General features: G+C 72.0%; 14 protein-coding genes. 10 read left to right on the top strand and 4 right to left on the bottom strand.

Going from position 1 to position 15,237, the window contains the following annotated elements:
- Positions 1 to 11: 11 nt before the first annotated feature.
- The 4 genes from ACQEV2_RS02590 to ACQEV2_RS02575 all read left to right on the top strand — a co-directional run bounded on the left by ACQEV2_RS02590 (position 12) and on the right by ACQEV2_RS02575 (position 6,029).
- Positions 12 to 971 carry a LysR family transcriptional regulator gene (locus ACQEV2_RS02590; protein WP_433036062.1) on the top strand — a complete coding sequence of 320 codons (960 nt, stop codon included), beginning with the start codon at positions 12 to 14 and terminating at the stop codon, positions 969 to 971.
- Between the two features lie 136 nt (positions 972 to 1,107).
- On the top strand, positions 1,108 to 3,057 hold the full coding sequence (locus tag ACQEV2_RS02585; RefSeq protein WP_433036061.1) for a collagenase: 1,950 nt from the start codon (positions 1,108 to 1,110) through the stop codon (positions 3,055 to 3,057).
- A gap of 147 nt (positions 3,058 to 3,204) precedes the next feature.
- The gene (locus ACQEV2_RS02580) at positions 3,205 to 5,544 is read left to right on the top strand and encodes a molybdopterin cofactor-binding domain-containing protein (RefSeq protein WP_433036059.1); all 2,340 of its coding nucleotides are present in this window, start codon (positions 3,205 to 3,207) and stop codon (positions 5,542 to 5,544) included.
- A gap of 8 nt (positions 5,545 to 5,552) precedes the next feature.
- Positions 5,553 to 6,029, top strand: a complete 477-nt coding sequence (locus ACQEV2_RS02575; protein WP_433036057.1) for a (2Fe-2S)-binding protein — start codon at positions 5,553 to 5,555, stop codon at positions 6,027 to 6,029.
- A 90-nt stretch (positions 6,030 to 6,119) separates the two neighbouring features.
- On the opposite strand, the gene ACQEV2_RS02570 is transcribed toward ACQEV2_RS02575, so the two are convergent.
- A complete protein-coding gene (locus tag ACQEV2_RS02570) occupies positions 6,120 to 7,094 on the bottom strand; it encodes a LysR family transcriptional regulator (protein WP_433036055.1) in 975 nt (324 codons plus the stop codon).
- Positions 7,095 to 7,225: 131 nt separating this feature from the next.
- Between ACQEV2_RS02570 and ACQEV2_RS02565 the strand changes: the two genes are divergently transcribed.
- From ACQEV2_RS02565 to ACQEV2_RS02550, 4 genes are read left to right on the top strand one after another with little or no spacing between them, the layout of a single operon-like run.
- Positions 7,226 to 7,921 carry a type 1 glutamine amidotransferase domain-containing protein gene (locus ACQEV2_RS02565; RefSeq protein WP_433036053.1) on the top strand — a complete coding sequence of 232 codons (696 nt, stop codon included), beginning with the start codon at positions 7,226 to 7,228 and terminating at the stop codon, positions 7,919 to 7,921.
- Between the two features lie 3 nt (positions 7,922 to 7,924).
- The gene (locus tag ACQEV2_RS02560) at positions 7,925 to 8,491 is read left to right on the top strand and encodes a TetR/AcrR family transcriptional regulator (protein ID WP_433036051.1); all 567 of its coding nucleotides are present in this window, start codon (positions 7,925 to 7,927) and stop codon (positions 8,489 to 8,491) included.
- A 44-nt stretch (positions 8,492 to 8,535) separates the two neighbouring features.
- Positions 8,536 to 10,038, top strand: a complete 1,503-nt coding sequence (locus ACQEV2_RS02555; RefSeq protein WP_433036049.1) for a purine-cytosine permease family protein — start codon at positions 8,536 to 8,538, stop codon at positions 10,036 to 10,038.
- A complete protein-coding gene (locus tag ACQEV2_RS02550) occupies positions 10,035 to 10,580 on the top strand; it encodes a cysteine hydrolase family protein (RefSeq protein WP_433036047.1) in 546 nt (181 codons plus the stop codon). The genes ACQEV2_RS02555 and ACQEV2_RS02550 overlap by 4 nt, the downstream gene beginning before the upstream one ends.
- A gap of 19 nt (positions 10,581 to 10,599) precedes the next feature.
- Here the strand turns inward: ACQEV2_RS02550 and ACQEV2_RS02545 are convergent, their stop codons facing one another.
- Together ACQEV2_RS02545 and ACQEV2_RS02540 are read right to left on the bottom strand one after the other, a co-directional pair.
- On the bottom strand, positions 10,600 to 11,553 hold the full coding sequence (locus ACQEV2_RS02545) for a peptidoglycan-binding domain-containing protein (protein ID WP_433036045.1): 954 nt from the start codon (positions 11,551 to 11,553) through the stop codon (positions 10,600 to 10,602).
- 121 nt (positions 11,554 to 11,674) lie between these two features.
- Positions 11,675 to 13,021, bottom strand: coding sequence for a phosphoribosyltransferase family protein (locus ACQEV2_RS02540; protein WP_433036043.1), 1,347 nt, complete (start codon positions 13,019 to 13,021; stop codon positions 11,675 to 11,677).
- A gap of 324 nt (positions 13,022 to 13,345) precedes the next feature.
- On the opposite strand from ACQEV2_RS02540, the gene ACQEV2_RS02535 reads away from it, so the two are divergent.
- Both ACQEV2_RS02535 and pqqB read left to right on the top strand, forming a co-directional pair.
- Entirely contained in the window at positions 13,346 to 13,747 is a 402-nt protein-coding gene (locus tag ACQEV2_RS02535; RefSeq protein ID WP_433036040.1) for an SseB family protein, read from the top strand.
- A gap of 183 nt (positions 13,748 to 13,930) precedes the next feature.
- A complete protein-coding gene (pqqB, locus tag ACQEV2_RS02530; RefSeq protein ID WP_433036037.1) occupies positions 13,931 to 14,794 on the top strand; it encodes a pyrroloquinoline quinone biosynthesis protein PqqB in 864 nt (287 codons plus the stop codon).
- 10 nt (positions 14,795 to 14,804) lie between these two features.
- Here pqqB and ACQEV2_RS02525 read toward each other — a convergent pair whose 3' ends face one another.
- The gene (locus ACQEV2_RS02525; protein ID WP_433036035.1) at positions 14,805 to 15,194 is read right to left on the bottom strand and encodes a MarR family winged helix-turn-helix transcriptional regulator; all 390 of its coding nucleotides are present in this window, start codon (positions 15,192 to 15,194) and stop codon (positions 14,805 to 14,807) included.
- Positions 15,195 to 15,237: the final 43 nt, after the last annotated feature.

Below are 15,237 nucleotides of genomic sequence, written 5' to 3'. Positions count from 1 at the left end.
GGGAGTGACGGATGGAGCTGGAGCTGCGCCATCTGCGCGTGCTGTGTGCGGTCGCCGACGCGGGCAGCGTGGGCCGGGCCGCGGTGGACCTCGGGTACTCGCAGCCCGCCGTGAGCACCCAACTCCGGCGCATCGAAGGGCACCTCGGCGAGCCGCTGTTCGAACGCGGGCCGACCGGGGTGCGGCCGACTCCGTACGGCGTCGAGGTCGTCGCCCAGGCCCGTGACGTCCTGGCCCGTGCGGCCGCGATCGGACGCCGCCCGGCCCCCGGCGCGACGCCGGCGCGGCGGACCTTGCGCGTCGCGGCGACGAACTCACCGATGCTCGTGGGCATGATGTCGGGGCTCCGCGCCCGGCTCCCGGAGGTCTCGCTCGCGGTGAGCAGCGTGTACGCCTCCTCGCGGATCGTCGAACTGCTGGAGGAGGGCACGGTGGACGCGGCCATCGCCGCGGACTACCCCGGCAGGGAGCTGGAGCACTCGGACGCGGTGGACCACCGGGGGATCGTCACAGAGCCGAATTTCGTCGCGCTGTCGTCCCGCCACCCTCTCGCGCGCCGAGCTCAGGTCTCCCTCGCGGATCTGGCCGAGGAGCCGTGGTTCCTGACGCCGGACGACGGGGCCGGATGGCCCGGCGTCTTCTACGCGGCCTGTGCGGCGGCCGGCTTCACGCCGTCGGCGGCGCACGAATTCCTGGGCGACCGGCTGGAGTTGCAGGGAATGATCGCCGACGGGCTCGGCGTGGCCGTCGTACAGGCGACGACGCGGCCCATCCCGCAGGTCGTCGTCAAACCGCTGATCGGTACGCCGCTGTGGTGCCGTTATGTGCTGGCCTGGCGGCGCGACACGGTGACCGAGGAGACGGCCGACGCGCTGCTGCAGTCCGCCACCGCCGCCTACCGCCAACTCGCCGCGCGGTCCCCGCACTTGAGGACCTGGGCAGCACGCACTTGGAGCGTGCCCAAGTCGTAGGCGGCAGCGGGACGTTATGGCTCCGTGGCGCAATGTGCTATGTCACACCCCATTGTTGGGGGCGCCGGGCGTTGAGACAGTGCCTCACACGCCTCAGCACCCCAACCGAGGCGCATCCATCCGTGGAGGACACCAGATGCGCTACCGCTCCGTGCTGCCCGGACGCGTGGCCGCCGCTCTCGCCGTATGCGTCACCGTCTCCGGACTGCTGTCGACGCCCGCGCTCGCGAGACCGTCGGCCGAGTCCGGCCCGACCGCCACGGCGTCCGCCGAGACGCCACCCCCACCACCGGCCGGCCCGACCACCGGCGCCCCCTCCGTCGTACGGGACCGGCCACGCACCCCGGCCACGCTGCCGCCCCTGACGCCGACGCGCCCGCCCACCCGCGCGCACGCGCAAGCCGCCCCGAAGGCGGCCCCGTGCAGCCCGTCCGACTTCGGCAGCAGAACCGGCGCCGCACTCGTGGCCTTCGTCAAGGCCTCGACGACGGACTGCGTCAACAGCCTGTTCGCGGTCACCGGCACGGACGCCCGCGCCGTCTTCCGCGAGTCCCAAATGGTCACCGTCGCACAGGCGTTCACCCGCACGGCACAGCGCTATGCCGGCGACAACTCGTCCCGCGTGTGGCAGCTCGTCCTCTTCCTGCGCGCCGGCTACTACGTGCAGTTCAACCACCCGGACGACGTGGGCCCGTACGGCACATCGCTGTCCCGGAACACCACACGCGGCCTGGACACCTTCTTCGCCCGCCCGCGCTCCAGGGACGTCACCGCGGCCAACGGCGACGTACTGAGCGAGGTCGTGATCCTCACCGACAGCGCCGACCAGCAGGCCCGGTATCTGACGGTCTACCGGCGGATATTGAGCGGCTACAACAGCTCGTACGACGCCATCCGCAGCATGCTGGCGGCCGTCAACGCCGTCTACACCCCGCTCTGGCGCGGCAACTGGAACGCGGCCTACGTCAGGGCCGTCGCCGCCGACCCGTCCATCGTCCGGACCCTCCACAGGTTCGCGCTCGACCACCTGGACCTCCTCCCCACGGACCGGGCCTACCTGGCGTCCAACGCCGGGATGAACCTGGCCCGTTACGTCGAACACCCCGCACTGCGGACCACCGTCCGCCCCCTGACCAAGAACCTGCTGGACGCCTCCCGCATCACCGGTCCCACGGCCGGCCTGTGGGTGGCGGTGGCGACGCAGGCCGAGTACTACGACGGCGCCAACTGCTCCTACTACGGCGTCTGCGACCTGCCCGGTCAGCTGACCAAGGCTGCCCTGCCCATCACCCACCCCTGCGACGCGACACACGGCATCCGCGCCCAGGCGCTCACCCCGGCCGACCTCGACGCCGCCTGCGCCAGCGTGCTCGGCCAGGACTCCTACTTCCACGACCTCGTCAAGGACGACGGCCCCATACCCGGCCAGTACCTGTCGACCATCGACCTGGTCGTCTTCGCGAGCCGCGCCGACTACCGCACCTACGCGGGGGCGATCTTCGGCATCAGCACCGACAACGGCGGCATGACGCTGATCGGCGACCCCACCGACCCCGCCAACAAACCGTTCGCGGTCATGTACCAGAAGAGCCAGGACGACGGTCACGCGGCCCGGATCTGGAACCTCAACCACGAGTACACGCACTACCTCGACGCCCGCCACAACATGAAGGGCGACTTCACCCAGCAGACCTCGGTGCCGGATGTGTGGTGGATCGAGGGCGTGGCCGAGTACGTCTCCTACGGCTACCGCCGTATCACCTACGACCAGGCGGTCACGGAGGCGGGCAAGCACACGTACCGGCTGAGCACCCTCTTCCAGAACACCTACGCCAACAGCGACGTGACCCGCACCTACCCGTGGGGCTACCTCGCGGTCCGCTACATGGTCGAGAAGCACCCGGCCGACATCGACCGCATGCTCGCCCGCTTCCGCGTCGGCGACTACGCGGGCGGCTACGCCGTCTACACCACTGACATCGGCACCCGCTACGACGCCGACTTCGACCAGTGGCTGACGGAGTGCGCGGCCGGTGCCTGCGCCGTCGGCGCATCCGCGGATGGAGAGCGGAGCCGTCGGCCGTAGCCAGGCGCGCCACGAGCTTCACAGCTGAGGCGCGTTGTGGGTGTTACGTGTGGAAGCACCCCAGGGATCTTCCGGAAAGCACGCGAGCCGTGCACAGTCGGGATCCGCCCCGCACGGGCGCATGCCACTTCACCGGGAGGTCAGTCGATGGGAGATCAGCACCGCCCGGAGCGGCCGGACGCCACCACCGCCCCTTCGGGCGGCATCGACCGCCGCACCTTCCTGGGCTACGTCGTGGCCGCCTCGACCTTGACCGTGGCCGCCCCGCTGGGCGAGACGCTCCTCGCCCCCGCGGAGGCGGCCGCGGCGGTCCCCTCGGTGCCCGGCCCGGCCGAGATCTACGACCTCAACGACATGCTCACCCACGCCGCTCTTCCCACGGCGAACCTGATCACCATCCGCCTCGACCCGGACGGCACGGCCTCCTTCGCCCTGCCCCGGGCCGAGGTCGGCCAGGGCATCACCACCTCCAGTGCCATGCTCATCGCCGAGGAGCTGGACCTGCCGCTGGAGAAGATCCGCGTCACCCTCGCCGACGCACGGCCCGAGCTGCTGTTCAACCAGCTCACCGGCGGCTCGAACACCACCATCTCCACCTACACCCCGATCCGGGTGGCGGCCGCCGTGGCCCGTGGCCGCCTGCTGCGGGCCGCCGCGCTCGAACTGGGGGAGGCCCTCGACGCCCTGGCCGCGAAGGCGGGGGTCATCACCTCGACCGTCACCGGCAAGAGCCTCACCTACGGTGAACTCGCCGAGAAGGCCGCCTCGGTGGCCACCGGCCAGGTCTCCGTCTCCCTCAAGGAGCCCGCCGACTTCAAGGTCATCGGTACGGCGCGGCGGCGCATCGACGCGCTGGAGGCGGTCACCGGCCGCAAGAAGTTCGCCATGGACGTGCACGTGCCGGGTGCGCTGCCGACGATGGTGTGCCGGCCGCCGACGATCAACGGCACAGTCCGCTCGGTGGAGAACCTGGACGAGGTGCGGGCCATGCCCGGCATCACCGACGTCGTCCGTATCTCGACCGGCGTCGCGGTGCGCGGCCGTACCTTCGGCCAGTGCATCGACGCCGTACGCGCGCTCAAGGTCACCTGGGGACCCGGAACGGCGGAGGACGCCTCCGACGACACCATCCGCGCCCAACTCCGCAAGGCCGAACTCCCCCTCCCCGCCCTCGATTTGCTGACCAAGTCGGTCGACGCCCGCTTCACCTTCCACTTCGCCAGCAACAGCGCCCTGGAGACCAACTGCGCCATCGCCGACGTACGCGAGGACTCGGCCGAGATCTGGGCGAGCCTGAAGTCGCCGATCACCGCCCAGGAGGACATCGCGGCCGAGCTCGGGCTGCCGGTCACCGCGGTCAAGGTCCATGTGACCGAGGGCGGCGGCTCCTTCGGGCGGAAACTCTTCTACGACGCCGCCGCCGAGGCCGCCGAGATCTCGAAGGCGATGGGCAAGCCGGTGAAGCTGATGTGGCACCGCACCGACGACTTCCGCCAGGGCCGCACCCACCCCATGTCCACCTCCCGGGTGCGCGCCACCTACGCCCTCGGCCAGGTGCTCACCTACGACCAGCGCCACACCTCCGTCGCCACCGACTTCGGCCACGGCGTCGGCGAGATCATCACGGCCGAGGCCGCCCGCCTGCCCGTCGGCGACCTCACCTTCTCCGAGACGATCTTCACGCTCACCCAGCAGACCCCATACGACTTCGGCGTCGTCACCCAGCTCCTCAGCGAGACCGACAAGCGGTTCAACACCGGCTCCATGCGCAACATCTACTCGCCCAATGTGCGCTGCGCGCAGGAGCTGGTGGTGGACGAGCTGGCCAAGCGCATGGCCAAGGACCCCTACCGCTTCCGCCGCGCCTTCCTCAAGGACGAGCGGGCGCGGGCCGTTCTCGACAAGGTCGCCGAGGTGGGGGAGTGGGGCCGCGGCATGCCGGCGGGGACGGCACAGGGCATCGCGATCCACCCCGAGTACCACGCGTACGTCGCCGTCCTCGCCGAGATCGACTGCCGCCCGCAGACCACCGGACGCGAGATCCCCGACGCGTACACGGGCCCGCGCGTGACCAAGGTCGTCTGTGCCGTGGACGTAGGTCTGGCGGTCAACCCCCGCGGCCTTCAGGCCCAGATGATGGGCGGCATCATGGACGGCATCGCGATCACCCTGAGCTCCGGACTGCACCTCAGCGACGGGCATTTCCTGGAAGGCAGCTGGGACAACTACTTCTACACCCGCCAGTGGAACACGCCACCGGAGCTGGAGATCGTCGTCATGCCGCCGACCACCGACACCCCCGGCGGCGCGGGCGAGCTGGCGGTCGCGGGCGCGATGGCGGCCGTGGCCTGCGCCTACGGACGCGCGACCGGCACCATGCCGACGACGTTCCCGATCAACCACGGCGAACCGCTCGGCTTCGAGCCGCTGCCCACCAGCCCGCCGATCCCCGCGTCCCCCACCGACGGCCTCAGCCGCGCCTTCTAGGAGCCCCTGTGCCCGAACACACCTTCATCCTCAACGGCAAGTCCGTGACCGTGGACATCGAGGACGACGTACGGCTGCTGTGGGTGCTCCGGGACGTCCTGGGCGTCACCGGACCGAAGTACGGCTGCGGCCTCGGCGTGTGCCAGGCCTGCACCAGCCACATCAACGGCAAGGCGTTCAACCCCTGTTCGGTCCCCGTGAAGGACCTGCGCCCCACGGACGAGGTCACCACCATCGAGGGCCTGCCCGCCACGGTCGGCAGGGAACTCCACCCGATGCAGGAGGCCTGGCTGGAGTACGACGTCGCCCAGTGCGGCTACTGCCAGCCCGGCCAGATCATGACCGCCGTCGCCAAGGTCCGCCAGGCCCGCGAGGAGGGCCGCGACATCACCGAGGCCGACCTCGACGAGATCCGCAACGTCTGCCGCTGCGGGACGTACCACCGCATCCGCGAGGCGATCGTGGCGGGCGCGAAGAAGGACTGACCGCGCCCGGTGGCCGCGCGGGGTGATCCGCGCGGCCAGGGGTTGCAGATGTTGCTCGGCATTCCCTACGAGGGCTGAGAGCCCGGGGAGTCACCAGTCGCGGGCGATCTCCGTCAGATGGTCCCGGACCAGGGCGACATGAGGGTTGCCGGAAGACCCCGGGCGCTGGGCGAGGAAACCGGTGTTGATGGGCGGATCGTCCGGGTCGTGCAGCAGGACCAGCGCACCCGAGGCCAGCTCGGCGGCGCACAGGTAACGGGGGAGCACGCTGAACCCCGTACCGCCCGCCACCGCGGCCTTCACCGCGTTCAGGTCGGGCATGGTGACCGCCGGATGGCGCACCAGGCGCCTGCCGAAGACATGGCGCCAGTAACGGCGCACGATCGGCACGTCCTCGGCGTAGGCGACCAGCGGCACGCCGTGCAGTGCGGCCGGCCCGTCGGCCGCGATCCGCGCCGGCCCGCCGATGCGCTCCGCCCACGCGGGAGCCGCGACCAGTACGAACTCCTCGTCCATCAGCGGCACCGACGCGAGGGCGCGACCGCGCGGCCGGTAGGTCGAGATCACCAGGTCGTAGCGGCCCGCGCGCAGCTCCTCCAGAAGCGGCTCGGTCAGGCCGGGGGTGATGCGCAGCCGTACGCCCTTGTCCACCAGGGGCGCGACGGCGGGCATGACGCGGTGGGTCAGCAGCTCGGCCGGACCGGCGAGATGCACCGGCTCCGCCGGGTGGACGTCCGCGGAGCCGCCCGGTCCCGTGACGGCGGCGAGGGCGTCCAGCGGCTCGACGATCCGGGAGGCGAGCTCGTCCGCGTAGGGAACGGGGGCGACGCCACGCGCCAGACGCTGGAACAGCTCCCGGTCCAGCTGCCGCTCCAGCGTGCGGATCTGCGTGGTGACCGTCGGCTGGGACAGGCCCAGCAGACGGGCGGCGGCGGTGAAGGAGCCGGTGCGGTACACGGCGAGGAACGTGCGCAGCAGGTTCAGATCCACCGGCGCCGCACCGCCGAGCCGGGCCGCCTCGGTCCGGTCCCCCTCCGCCTCGCCATTGGAATCCCTATGTCTCATATGCATGAGCCTATTGGATTCCAATGGCAGGGCGCGCGTACGGTCGGGACATCGACGTACTGACGATCTGCATGCACAGCGTCAGGACGCCCAGGAACCCCAGGAACCCCTGACTCTCGAAAGAGCACCCCATGTCGAAGATCCTTTTCGTGATGACCGGCGCCGACCACTGGACGCTGGCCGACGGCACCAAGCACCCCACCGGCTTCTGGGCCGAGGAGGCCGCCGCCCCGTACGAGGCGTTCAAGGCCGCCGGTCACGAGATCGTCGTGGCCACGCCGGGCGGCGTCGTACCGCCTGTCGACCAGGGCAGCCTCGCGGCCGAGGTCAACGGCGGTCAGGAGAACGCCGACCGGATCGCCGCCGTACTCGCCGCGATGACGGAGCTGCGTGCGCCGGTCCGGCTGGAGGACGTGAACCTCGACGACTACGCCGCCGTGTTCTACCCCGGCGGACAAGGCCCGATGGAGGACCTGGCGGTCGACGCCGAATCCGGCAGGCTGCTGACCCTCGCCCTGGAGTCCGGCAAGCCGCTGGGCGTCGTCTGCCACGGCCCGGCCGCGCTGCTCGCCGCCACCCGGGCCGACGGCAGCAACACCTTCGCCGGCTACCGGGTGGCCGCGTTCACCAACGCCGAGGAGTCCCAGGCCGGCCTCGCCGACCAGGCCAAGTGGCTGCTCCAGGACCGGCTCACCGAGGCCGGCGTGCAGGTCCAGGTGGGCGAGCCGTGGGTGCCGAACGTGGTCGTCGACCGCAACCTGGTCACCGGCCAGAACCCGGCCTCCTCCGCCCCGCTCGCCGCCGAGCTGCTGCAGAAGCTGGGCTGAACCATGGCCACCGACCGGCTCGACGAGGTCCTCGACGCCGCCTACGACTGCCTGACCCGGTACGGTGTGCGGCGCACCACGATGGACGACATCGCCCTGCGCATGGGCGTGTCCCGGTCGGCCGTCTACCAGTACGTCCGCAACAAGGACGACGCCTTCCGGCAGCTCGCCGCCCGCCTGCACACCCAGGCGCTGCGGCGGGCCCGGGAGGCGGCCACGGCCGAGGACGCCCCGTACGCGGCACGCATACGAGGCGTCCTCGCCGCCAAGCTCGACCTGGTCCGCCGGCTCACCGGGGACTCCCCGCACACCGCCGAACTCCTCGACGAAAAGGCCCGGTTGTTCGGCGACATCTGCGGCACCTTCACCGCCGAACTACGACACCTGCTGACCGCCCTGTTCGCTCAAGCAGACACCCCCGCCACGCTCGAACCCGCCGAGGCCGCCGAGGTCTGCCTCGCCCTGGTCACCGGCCTCGAATCGGCGCCGGACGGCGAGCGACTGCTCGGGCCCGCGACGGACGCGCTGCTGACGGGCCTGCTGAGCACCCCCGCGCTGTCCCGCCGGTAGGTCTGCGTCTTCCCCGGCGGGGTGAGCGGTGCGACGATGCGGGGATGATCACACCCCCGGACCCCCTCGACGGCAGATCCCCGGGCCGCAAGCTCCAGGTGGAGACCCACGGCCTCGACGTGATCGCCGACACCGAACGCAAAGGCACGCCCCGCACCCTGTTCTGGCCCTGGTTCGGAGCCAACGTGTCGGTGCTGGGCCTGAGTTACGGTGCCTTCGTCCTCGGCTTCGGGATCTCCTTCTGGCAGGCGCTGGCCGCCGGAGTCGTCGGCATCGTCTTCTCGTTCCTGCTGTGCGGGTTCGTCGCCGTGGCCGGCAAGCGCGGCTCCGCGCCGACCATGGTGCTCGGCCGTGCGGCCTACGGTGTACGCGGCAACCGCCTGCCGTCGGTGATCTCCTGGATCCTCACCGTCGGCTGGGAGACCGTGCTCTGTGCCCTCGCCACCATGGCCACGGCGACCGTGTTCGGACGGCTCGGCTGGGGCGGTGGCACCGAGACGAAGGTGGTCGCCCTCGTCCTGGTCGCGGCGTTGACCGTCGTCGTCGGTGTCATGGGCTTCGACCTGATCATGCGGCTGCAGACCGTGATCACCGTGGTCACGGGTGTGCTCACCGTCGTCTACGTCGCCCTCGTCGCCGACCACATCCACTGGTCCGCCGTCAGTGCCGTACCGGCGGGCTCCGCCCAGGAGTTCATCGGCGCGCTCGTCTTCATGATGACCGGCTTCGGCCTCGGCTGGGTCAACGCGGCCGCCGACTACTCCCGCTATCTGCCGCGCACCGCCGCCGGCCGGGGTGTGATCGGCTGGACCGCCTTCGGCGCCTCCCTGGCGCCGCTGCTCCTGCTGGTGTTCGGGCTCCTGCTGGCGGGCTCCTCCCGCGGGCTCAACGCGGCCGTCGCCGCCGACCCCATCGGTGCGCTCACCACGATCCTGCCCACCTGGTTCCTGGTGCCCTTCGCCGTGGTCGCCGTCCTCGGCCTGGTCGGCGGCGCCGTCCTCGACATCTACTCGTCCGGGCTGGCCCTGCTGTCGGCGGGCCTGCGCGTGCCGCGTCCCGTGGCCGCGCTGGTCGACGGCGTACTGATGATCGCGGGCTCGATCTACATCGTGTTCGTCGCCGACGACTTCCTCGGCCCGTTCATGGGGTTCCTCACCACCCTCGGCGTGCCCATCGCCGCCTGGTGCGGCATCATGCTCGCCGACCTGGCCCTGCGCCGCCGCGCCTACGACGAGCCCGACCTCTACCGCCCGACAGGCCGCTACGGCGACGTACCCCTCATCCCGCTGCTCCTGACCCTCATCGCCACCGCCCTCGGCTGGGGCCTGGTCACCAACTCGACGGCGAACTGGCTGGACTGGCAAGGCTATCTGCTCGGCCCCCTGGGCCTCGGCGGCAGGTCCGGCGACTGGGCCTACGCCAACCTCGGCGTCCTCGCGGCCCTCGCTCTCGGCTTCCTCGGCACGCTGGTGCTGCGCCGCGGACGCGTCCGAGCGCAGGAGGCACAGGCACCCAGCCCGACGGCCGAGCAAGGGGCGACCGTATGACCACCGGGTTGCTCACCGTCATCGACATGCAGCGCGTCTTCGCCGACCCCGACAGCCCCTGGGCCGCCCCTCGGTTCGCCGAAGCGGCGGCGGGCGTACGACGTCTGCTGCCGGCCTTCGGGGACAGGGTCACGTTCACCCGCTTCGTGGCGCCCGGCACACCGGAAGGTGCCTGGCGGGCGTACTACGAGCAGTGGCCCTTCGCCCTGCAACCTCCGGACGCCGAACTCTGGCAGCTGACGGACGAGTTCGCCTCCCTCGCACAGCACGTGCTGGACTCCGGCACCTTCGGCAAGTGGACCCCGGAACTGGCCCGACGCGCCACCTCGGAGGGCCGCCTGGTCCTGGCCGGCGTCAGCACCGACTGCTGCGTCCTGTCGACGGCCCTGGCGGCCGCCGACGCAGGTGTCGAGGTGCTGGTCGTCGCCGATGCCTGCGCGGGCGCGGACGACGACTCGCACGCCAAGGCGTTGCAAGTGCTGGAACTGTACCGGCCGTTGATCCGGGTGACGACGGTCGCCGAGCTGCTGGAGGCGACGTGAGTCACCCGCGCACGGCCCGTCAGGGCTCCGAGGTCTCGGATTCGAGTGACGTGCGGGTCGCCCTGCCGTAGACGCCGGACTCGTCCCCGAGGACGAAGCGGGCGAGCTGGTAGCCACGTACGGCGTTCTCGACCTCGCGGTCGTAGTCGCCGTCGGCGTCGCCGCCGTAGAAGCCGATCTGCCGGAGGCGGAGCTGGAGTTCGGTGACCTCAGGTCCCTGGTCGCCGAAGCGCAGGACCGGGGGCTCACCCTCCGGGGCGCTCGGCCCGGTGGTGGGGGAGGCGTTGCCGGTGGCGCCGGGGCTGGACGGGGCCCCGGTCGGTGTCGCGGAGCGGGTCGGGCCGGCCGAAGTGTCCGTCGGGGTCGTACTCGGCGACGGAGTCGGGCTCGCGGACGCCGAAGCGGACGACGTGCTGTGGGGCTGCTCCCCGGGGGAGTTGCCGGTCTGGGCCGAACCGTCGGGCACGGGGGCCCGCACATCGTCGGGCAGGGCACCGTCCCGCGAGGGGCTGTCGTACGAGAAGAGCCCGCCGACGAAAGCCCCCGTCAGCAGCACGGCCACGACGGCGGCCGCCACGGTGATCAGCAGGGTCCGACGACCCCGGCGGGGGGCCGCCCGGACGTCCCCGTCAGGCCCGTCCCGTTCGGCTTCATCGAGCTGGGGCACCTCGGTGAGACCTGGCTCGATGCCGGGCCTGAGATCGGGCTTGGTGCCGGGCTCTCCCGTCGGCGACGAGACGGGCGGGGGCGTGTCGTCCCGGTCCTGCACGTCCCCGGAATCGTCACCGAGCTCCACGAACGGCCGTATCCGCACCGGATCGAAGTCCTCCGCGGCCGCCGCCTCCGCCGTGCGCGCCTCACGACGGGCGTCGGACGCGGCACGGCCGCACGAGCAGGCCGGTGTGCCGTCCGATGCCCGCGGTGTGCCGCAGTCCGGGCAGACACGGGCGCTCGGTGCGTTCGGTTCGCTCACGTGGGGTCCCTCTCCGTGCAGACGTTCGGAATTCAAACAGATCTTCTGCACGCAATCTCCATGAGCCCCGGAATTGACGGAACGGAGCCCTCCGGACGGTCGGGAATCAGCCGCCCGGGTCTTACGCGGACCGGCGTGGCGTCCCCGCGGTGGGCCGGTCGACGTGGGTGGCGAACCAGTCGCGGGCCAGTTCGGCGACCGTGGTGAGGGTGCCGGGTTCCTCGAAGAGGTGGGTGGCGCCGGGGACGACCGCGATCCGGTGCTCGCAGTGCATCCGGTCGGCGGCGAGGCGGTTGAGGCTGAGCACCTGGGTGTCCCGGCTGCCGACGATCAGCAGGGTCGGCGCCCGCAGGCGGGTCAGTGCCGCCGGGGTGGCCAGGTCGGGGCGGCCGCCGCGGGAGACGACCGAACGGACGTCGGAACCGGACAGCGCGGCGGCCTCCAGCGCGGCGGCGGCACCGGTGCTGGCCCCGAAGTAGGCCACGGGCAGGCCCGTTTCACCGCGCAGCCACACGGACGCGGCGTGCAGGCGCCGCGCCAGCAGCAGGATGTCGAAGACGTTGTGCCGGTCGTGCGCCTCGTCGTCGGTGAGGAGGTCGAGCAGCAGGGTGGCCAGGCCCGCGCGGTTGAGGGCGGTGGCGACGTACTGGTTGCGCGGACTGTGCCGGCTGCTCCCGCTGCCGTGCGCGAACGCCACGGCCGCCGACGCCCCGTCCGGCACGACCAGGCGGGCGCCGACCCGCGCGCCGGCGGCCGGGATCAGCACCTCGCGGTTCGACGGCGCTGCCGATGCCGCCTGCCGGGAGGAGGGCGCCGTGGGGGAGCGGGGCGTGGAGCGGGCGGCCTGGGCGAGCAGGGACGTGACATCGGCGTCCGAGACCTGGGCGAAGTCCCGGTACCAGGTGCCCACCGAGCCGAGGATCCGGTGCGTCTGCGGGCAGACGACGTCGTCGGCCACCTGTCGCAGCCGGGCCACGCTGTGGGCCGCCCCGACGGGCACCGCGAGCACGATCCGGGTCGCGCCCTGACCTCGTACGACCCGACAGGCGGCCTCGGCCGTGGCGCCGGTGGCGAGCCCGTCGTCCACGACGACGGCCGTACGTCCGGCGACCGGCAGCGCGGCCCGGTCCTGCCGGTAACCGCGCACACGCCGTTCCAGCTCGCCCCGCTCGGCCGCCTCCACGGCCTCCCGCTCACCGGGATCCAGCCCGGCCGCGTCGATCACGTCCCGGTTGAGGACACGGACCCCGTGCTCGCCGATCGCCCCGAAGCCCCACTCCGGCTGGCCGGGCACCCCCAGCTTCCGCACCACCAGCACATCCAGCGGAGCACCGAGACGCCGGGCCACCTCGGCCGCCACGGGCACCCCGCCCCGCGGCAGCCCCAACACCACCACGTCCGGACCGCGCAGCTCCGCAAGCCTCTCGGCCAGCAGCTGCCCGGCCGCTCTGCGGTCGTCGTAACGCATACACGCCTCCCGCGCCCACGAGGACGGGAGCCTGTCCCTTCCTCTTCAGGCTACGACTGTTCGCCCGCGGCCTCGGCACTCGTGGGCCCCACCATGGCCGAGCCCCTCGCCCGCAGGGTCGGCTGCGACCGGCTGGGGCTGCCGTTCGAGCACATTTCGCTGATTCCCTGAGAGGAGATCCCCTGAGAAGGGATCTCCCTGGGAGCGAGGCCCCGAGAGGCTCCCTGACCACCCGGCCGATCCCCTGGTCAGCCATAGGAATGCTCCCGTCCGGATCGGGTACGCGAGCAGGACCGCCTGACCGCCGCTACCAGGGGATCTGCCATGGAAACACCCGCGAACGACAACACCACCACACCGGCCCGGCGGGCGCTGGACGCGCTGGCCGACAACACCGAGGACAGGGCGGCGATGGACACGCTCGCGAGCAGCGAAGTCCTCGTCCCCGTGCCCGACGACGCCAGCGAGGAGGACGCCACCGACCCGGGCGCCGTGGCGCTGCCGGTCATCGAGCGGGCGGGCGGCGAGCCGGTCGTCCCGGTCTTCACCTCCGAGCCCGCGATGGCCGAGCTGCTGCCCTTCGTCTCCCGCTACCGGCTGGTCCCGCTGGGTGCCCTCGCCTCGCAGTGGCCGGCCGACGACCTGGCGCTCACCATAGACGCCGGCTCGCCGCACCCCCTGACGCTGACGTCGGAGGGCGTACGGACCTTGCTGGCGCGGTCGTAGGGCCGGACAACGACGCCAAGGGGATGAGCGGCACGGAAACCGCTCATCCCCTTCGTGTGCCCACAGCGCCTCTGCTGGGTCGACCCCGCTGCCCGGCCGGTGAAGGTCGGCCGGAACTGCTCCCTGCCGCAGGGTGGTTCGTCCGTATGGAGAGGGAAGATCCCACCGGGAGGCACGAAGGGTTTGGGGGTCGTCTTGAGGGTCGTCCTGCTCGGCACCGCCGCCGGAGAGGGGTTGCCGCGATGGAACTGTTCCTGCGCGCGGTGCGCCGCCGCCCGCGACGGCAAGCTGCCCGCCCGCACCCCGGAGTGCGCGGCCGTCACCGGCAACTCCCGGGACTGGTGGCTGCTGAACACCTCGCCCGACATCCGCGCCCAGCTCACCGCGGCCTCCGCCCTGTGGCCGGGCTCCCGGGACACCCCGGTACGGGGCGTCCTGCTGACGGACGCCGAGGCCGATCACGTGACGGGACTGGCCGTGCTGCGGGCAGGGGCGGGGCTCAAGACGTATGCCGCCCCGCCGGTGCTCGCCGCCCTGGCGCCGGCGCGGGCGGCCCTCGACCGGCACGCCCCGTGGGAGTGGGCGGACAGCCTGACGGAGGGCGGCTTCGTGCTGTCCGGCGGCCTGGTCGTCACGGCGCACCCCGTCGCCGGTGAGGCGCCGGCGTACGCGCCGGGCCGGGCGAAGGACCGCCGCTGGGTGACGGCGTACCGGATCGAGGACCTGGCCACCGGCGGCGTCCTCGTGTACGCGCCCCGCGTGAGCAGCTGGACCCCGATGCTGGACGACCTCGTCGCGGCGGCGGACTGCGTCGTCCTGGACGGCACGCACTTCGCGCCGGACGAGGCGGGGCAGGCGGGGCGCCATCTGCCCGTCTCGGGACCGGGCGGCAGCCTCACCGCCCTGACCCGCCACCCACGGGCCCGGCGGATCTACACCCACCTGGCCGACACGAACCCCCTGGTCGACCCCACCTCGACGGCTCGCGCCCAGGTGTCCGAGGCGGGCGTCGACATCCTCCCGGACGGGTCCGAGTTCGTGCTCTAGCCGCCCGGCGTCAGTCGCCCAGCATCCGCGCCAGCACGGCACGCTGCAACGGCATTACTTCGGCGTGCAGATCACGGCCCCGGCGAGTCAGGGCGACAAACACGCCGCGCCGGTCCTCGGTGCAGACGGAACGCTCCACCAGACCGTCCTTCTCCAGGCGGCCGATGAGCCGGGACAGCGCGCTCTGGCTGAGATGGACCCGTCCGACGAGGTTCTGAACCCGGCACTGAGCCCCCTCCTCGGGTGACTCGGCAGCGAGGATGTCGAGGACTTCGAAGTCGCTCGCGCCCAGCCCGTGCGGGTGCAGCACGCGGTCGATCTCGTTCATCGTGCGCGCGTGCACCGACAGGATGTCCCGCCACCGTTGCTCGAGCCCTGCGTCGGCCGTCTTCACTGCCATACCGGCACGGTAGCACCGATCCGGCCACTCATTGACTGTGCAA

It is taken from the genome of Streptomyces sp. CA-251387 (assembly GCF_050936625.1).
Taxonomy (GTDB): domain Bacteria; phylum Actinomycetota; class Actinomycetes; order Streptomycetales; family Streptomycetaceae; genus Streptomyces.
This window is presented reverse-complemented; position numbering and strand designations above follow the sequence as displayed.

Bases quoted from the DNA above. Each gene is read 5' to 3' on its own strand.
- ACQEV2_RS02590 (WP_433036062.1), top strand. From the start codon at position 12: ATGGAGCTGGAGCTGCGCCATCTGCGCGTGCTGTGTGCGGTCGCCGAC.
- ACQEV2_RS02585 (WP_433036061.1), top strand. From the start codon at position 1,108: ATGCGCTACCGCTCCGTGCTGCCCGGACGCGTGGCCGCCGCTCTCGCC.
- ACQEV2_RS02580 (WP_433036059.1), top strand. From the start codon at position 3,205: ATGGGAGATCAGCACCGCCCGGAGCGGCCGGACGCCACCACCGCCCCT.
- ACQEV2_RS02570 (WP_433036055.1), bottom strand. From the start codon at position 7,094: ATGAGACATAGGGATTCCAATGGCGAGGCGGAGGGGGACCGGACCGAG.
- ACQEV2_RS02565 (WP_433036053.1), top strand. From the start codon at position 7,226: ATGTCGAAGATCCTTTTCGTGATGACCGGCGCCGACCACTGGACGCTG.
- ACQEV2_RS02560 (WP_433036051.1), top strand. From the start codon at position 7,925: ATGGCCACCGACCGGCTCGACGAGGTCCTCGACGCCGCCTACGACTGC.
- ACQEV2_RS02555 (WP_433036049.1), top strand. From the start codon at position 8,536: ATGATCACACCCCCGGACCCCCTCGACGGCAGATCCCCGGGCCGCAAG.
- ACQEV2_RS02550 (WP_433036047.1), top strand. From the start codon at position 10,035: ATGACCACCGGGTTGCTCACCGTCATCGACATGCAGCGCGTCTTCGCC.
- ACQEV2_RS02540 (WP_433036043.1), bottom strand. From the start codon at position 13,021: ATGCGTTACGACGACCGCAGAGCGGCCGGGCAGCTGCTGGCCGAGAGG.
- ACQEV2_RS02535 (WP_433036040.1), top strand. From the start codon at position 13,346: ATGGAAACACCCGCGAACGACAACACCACCACACCGGCCCGGCGGGCG.
- ACQEV2_RS02525 (WP_433036035.1), bottom strand. From the start codon at position 15,194: ATGGCAGTGAAGACGGCCGACGCAGGGCTCGAGCAACGGTGGCGGGAC.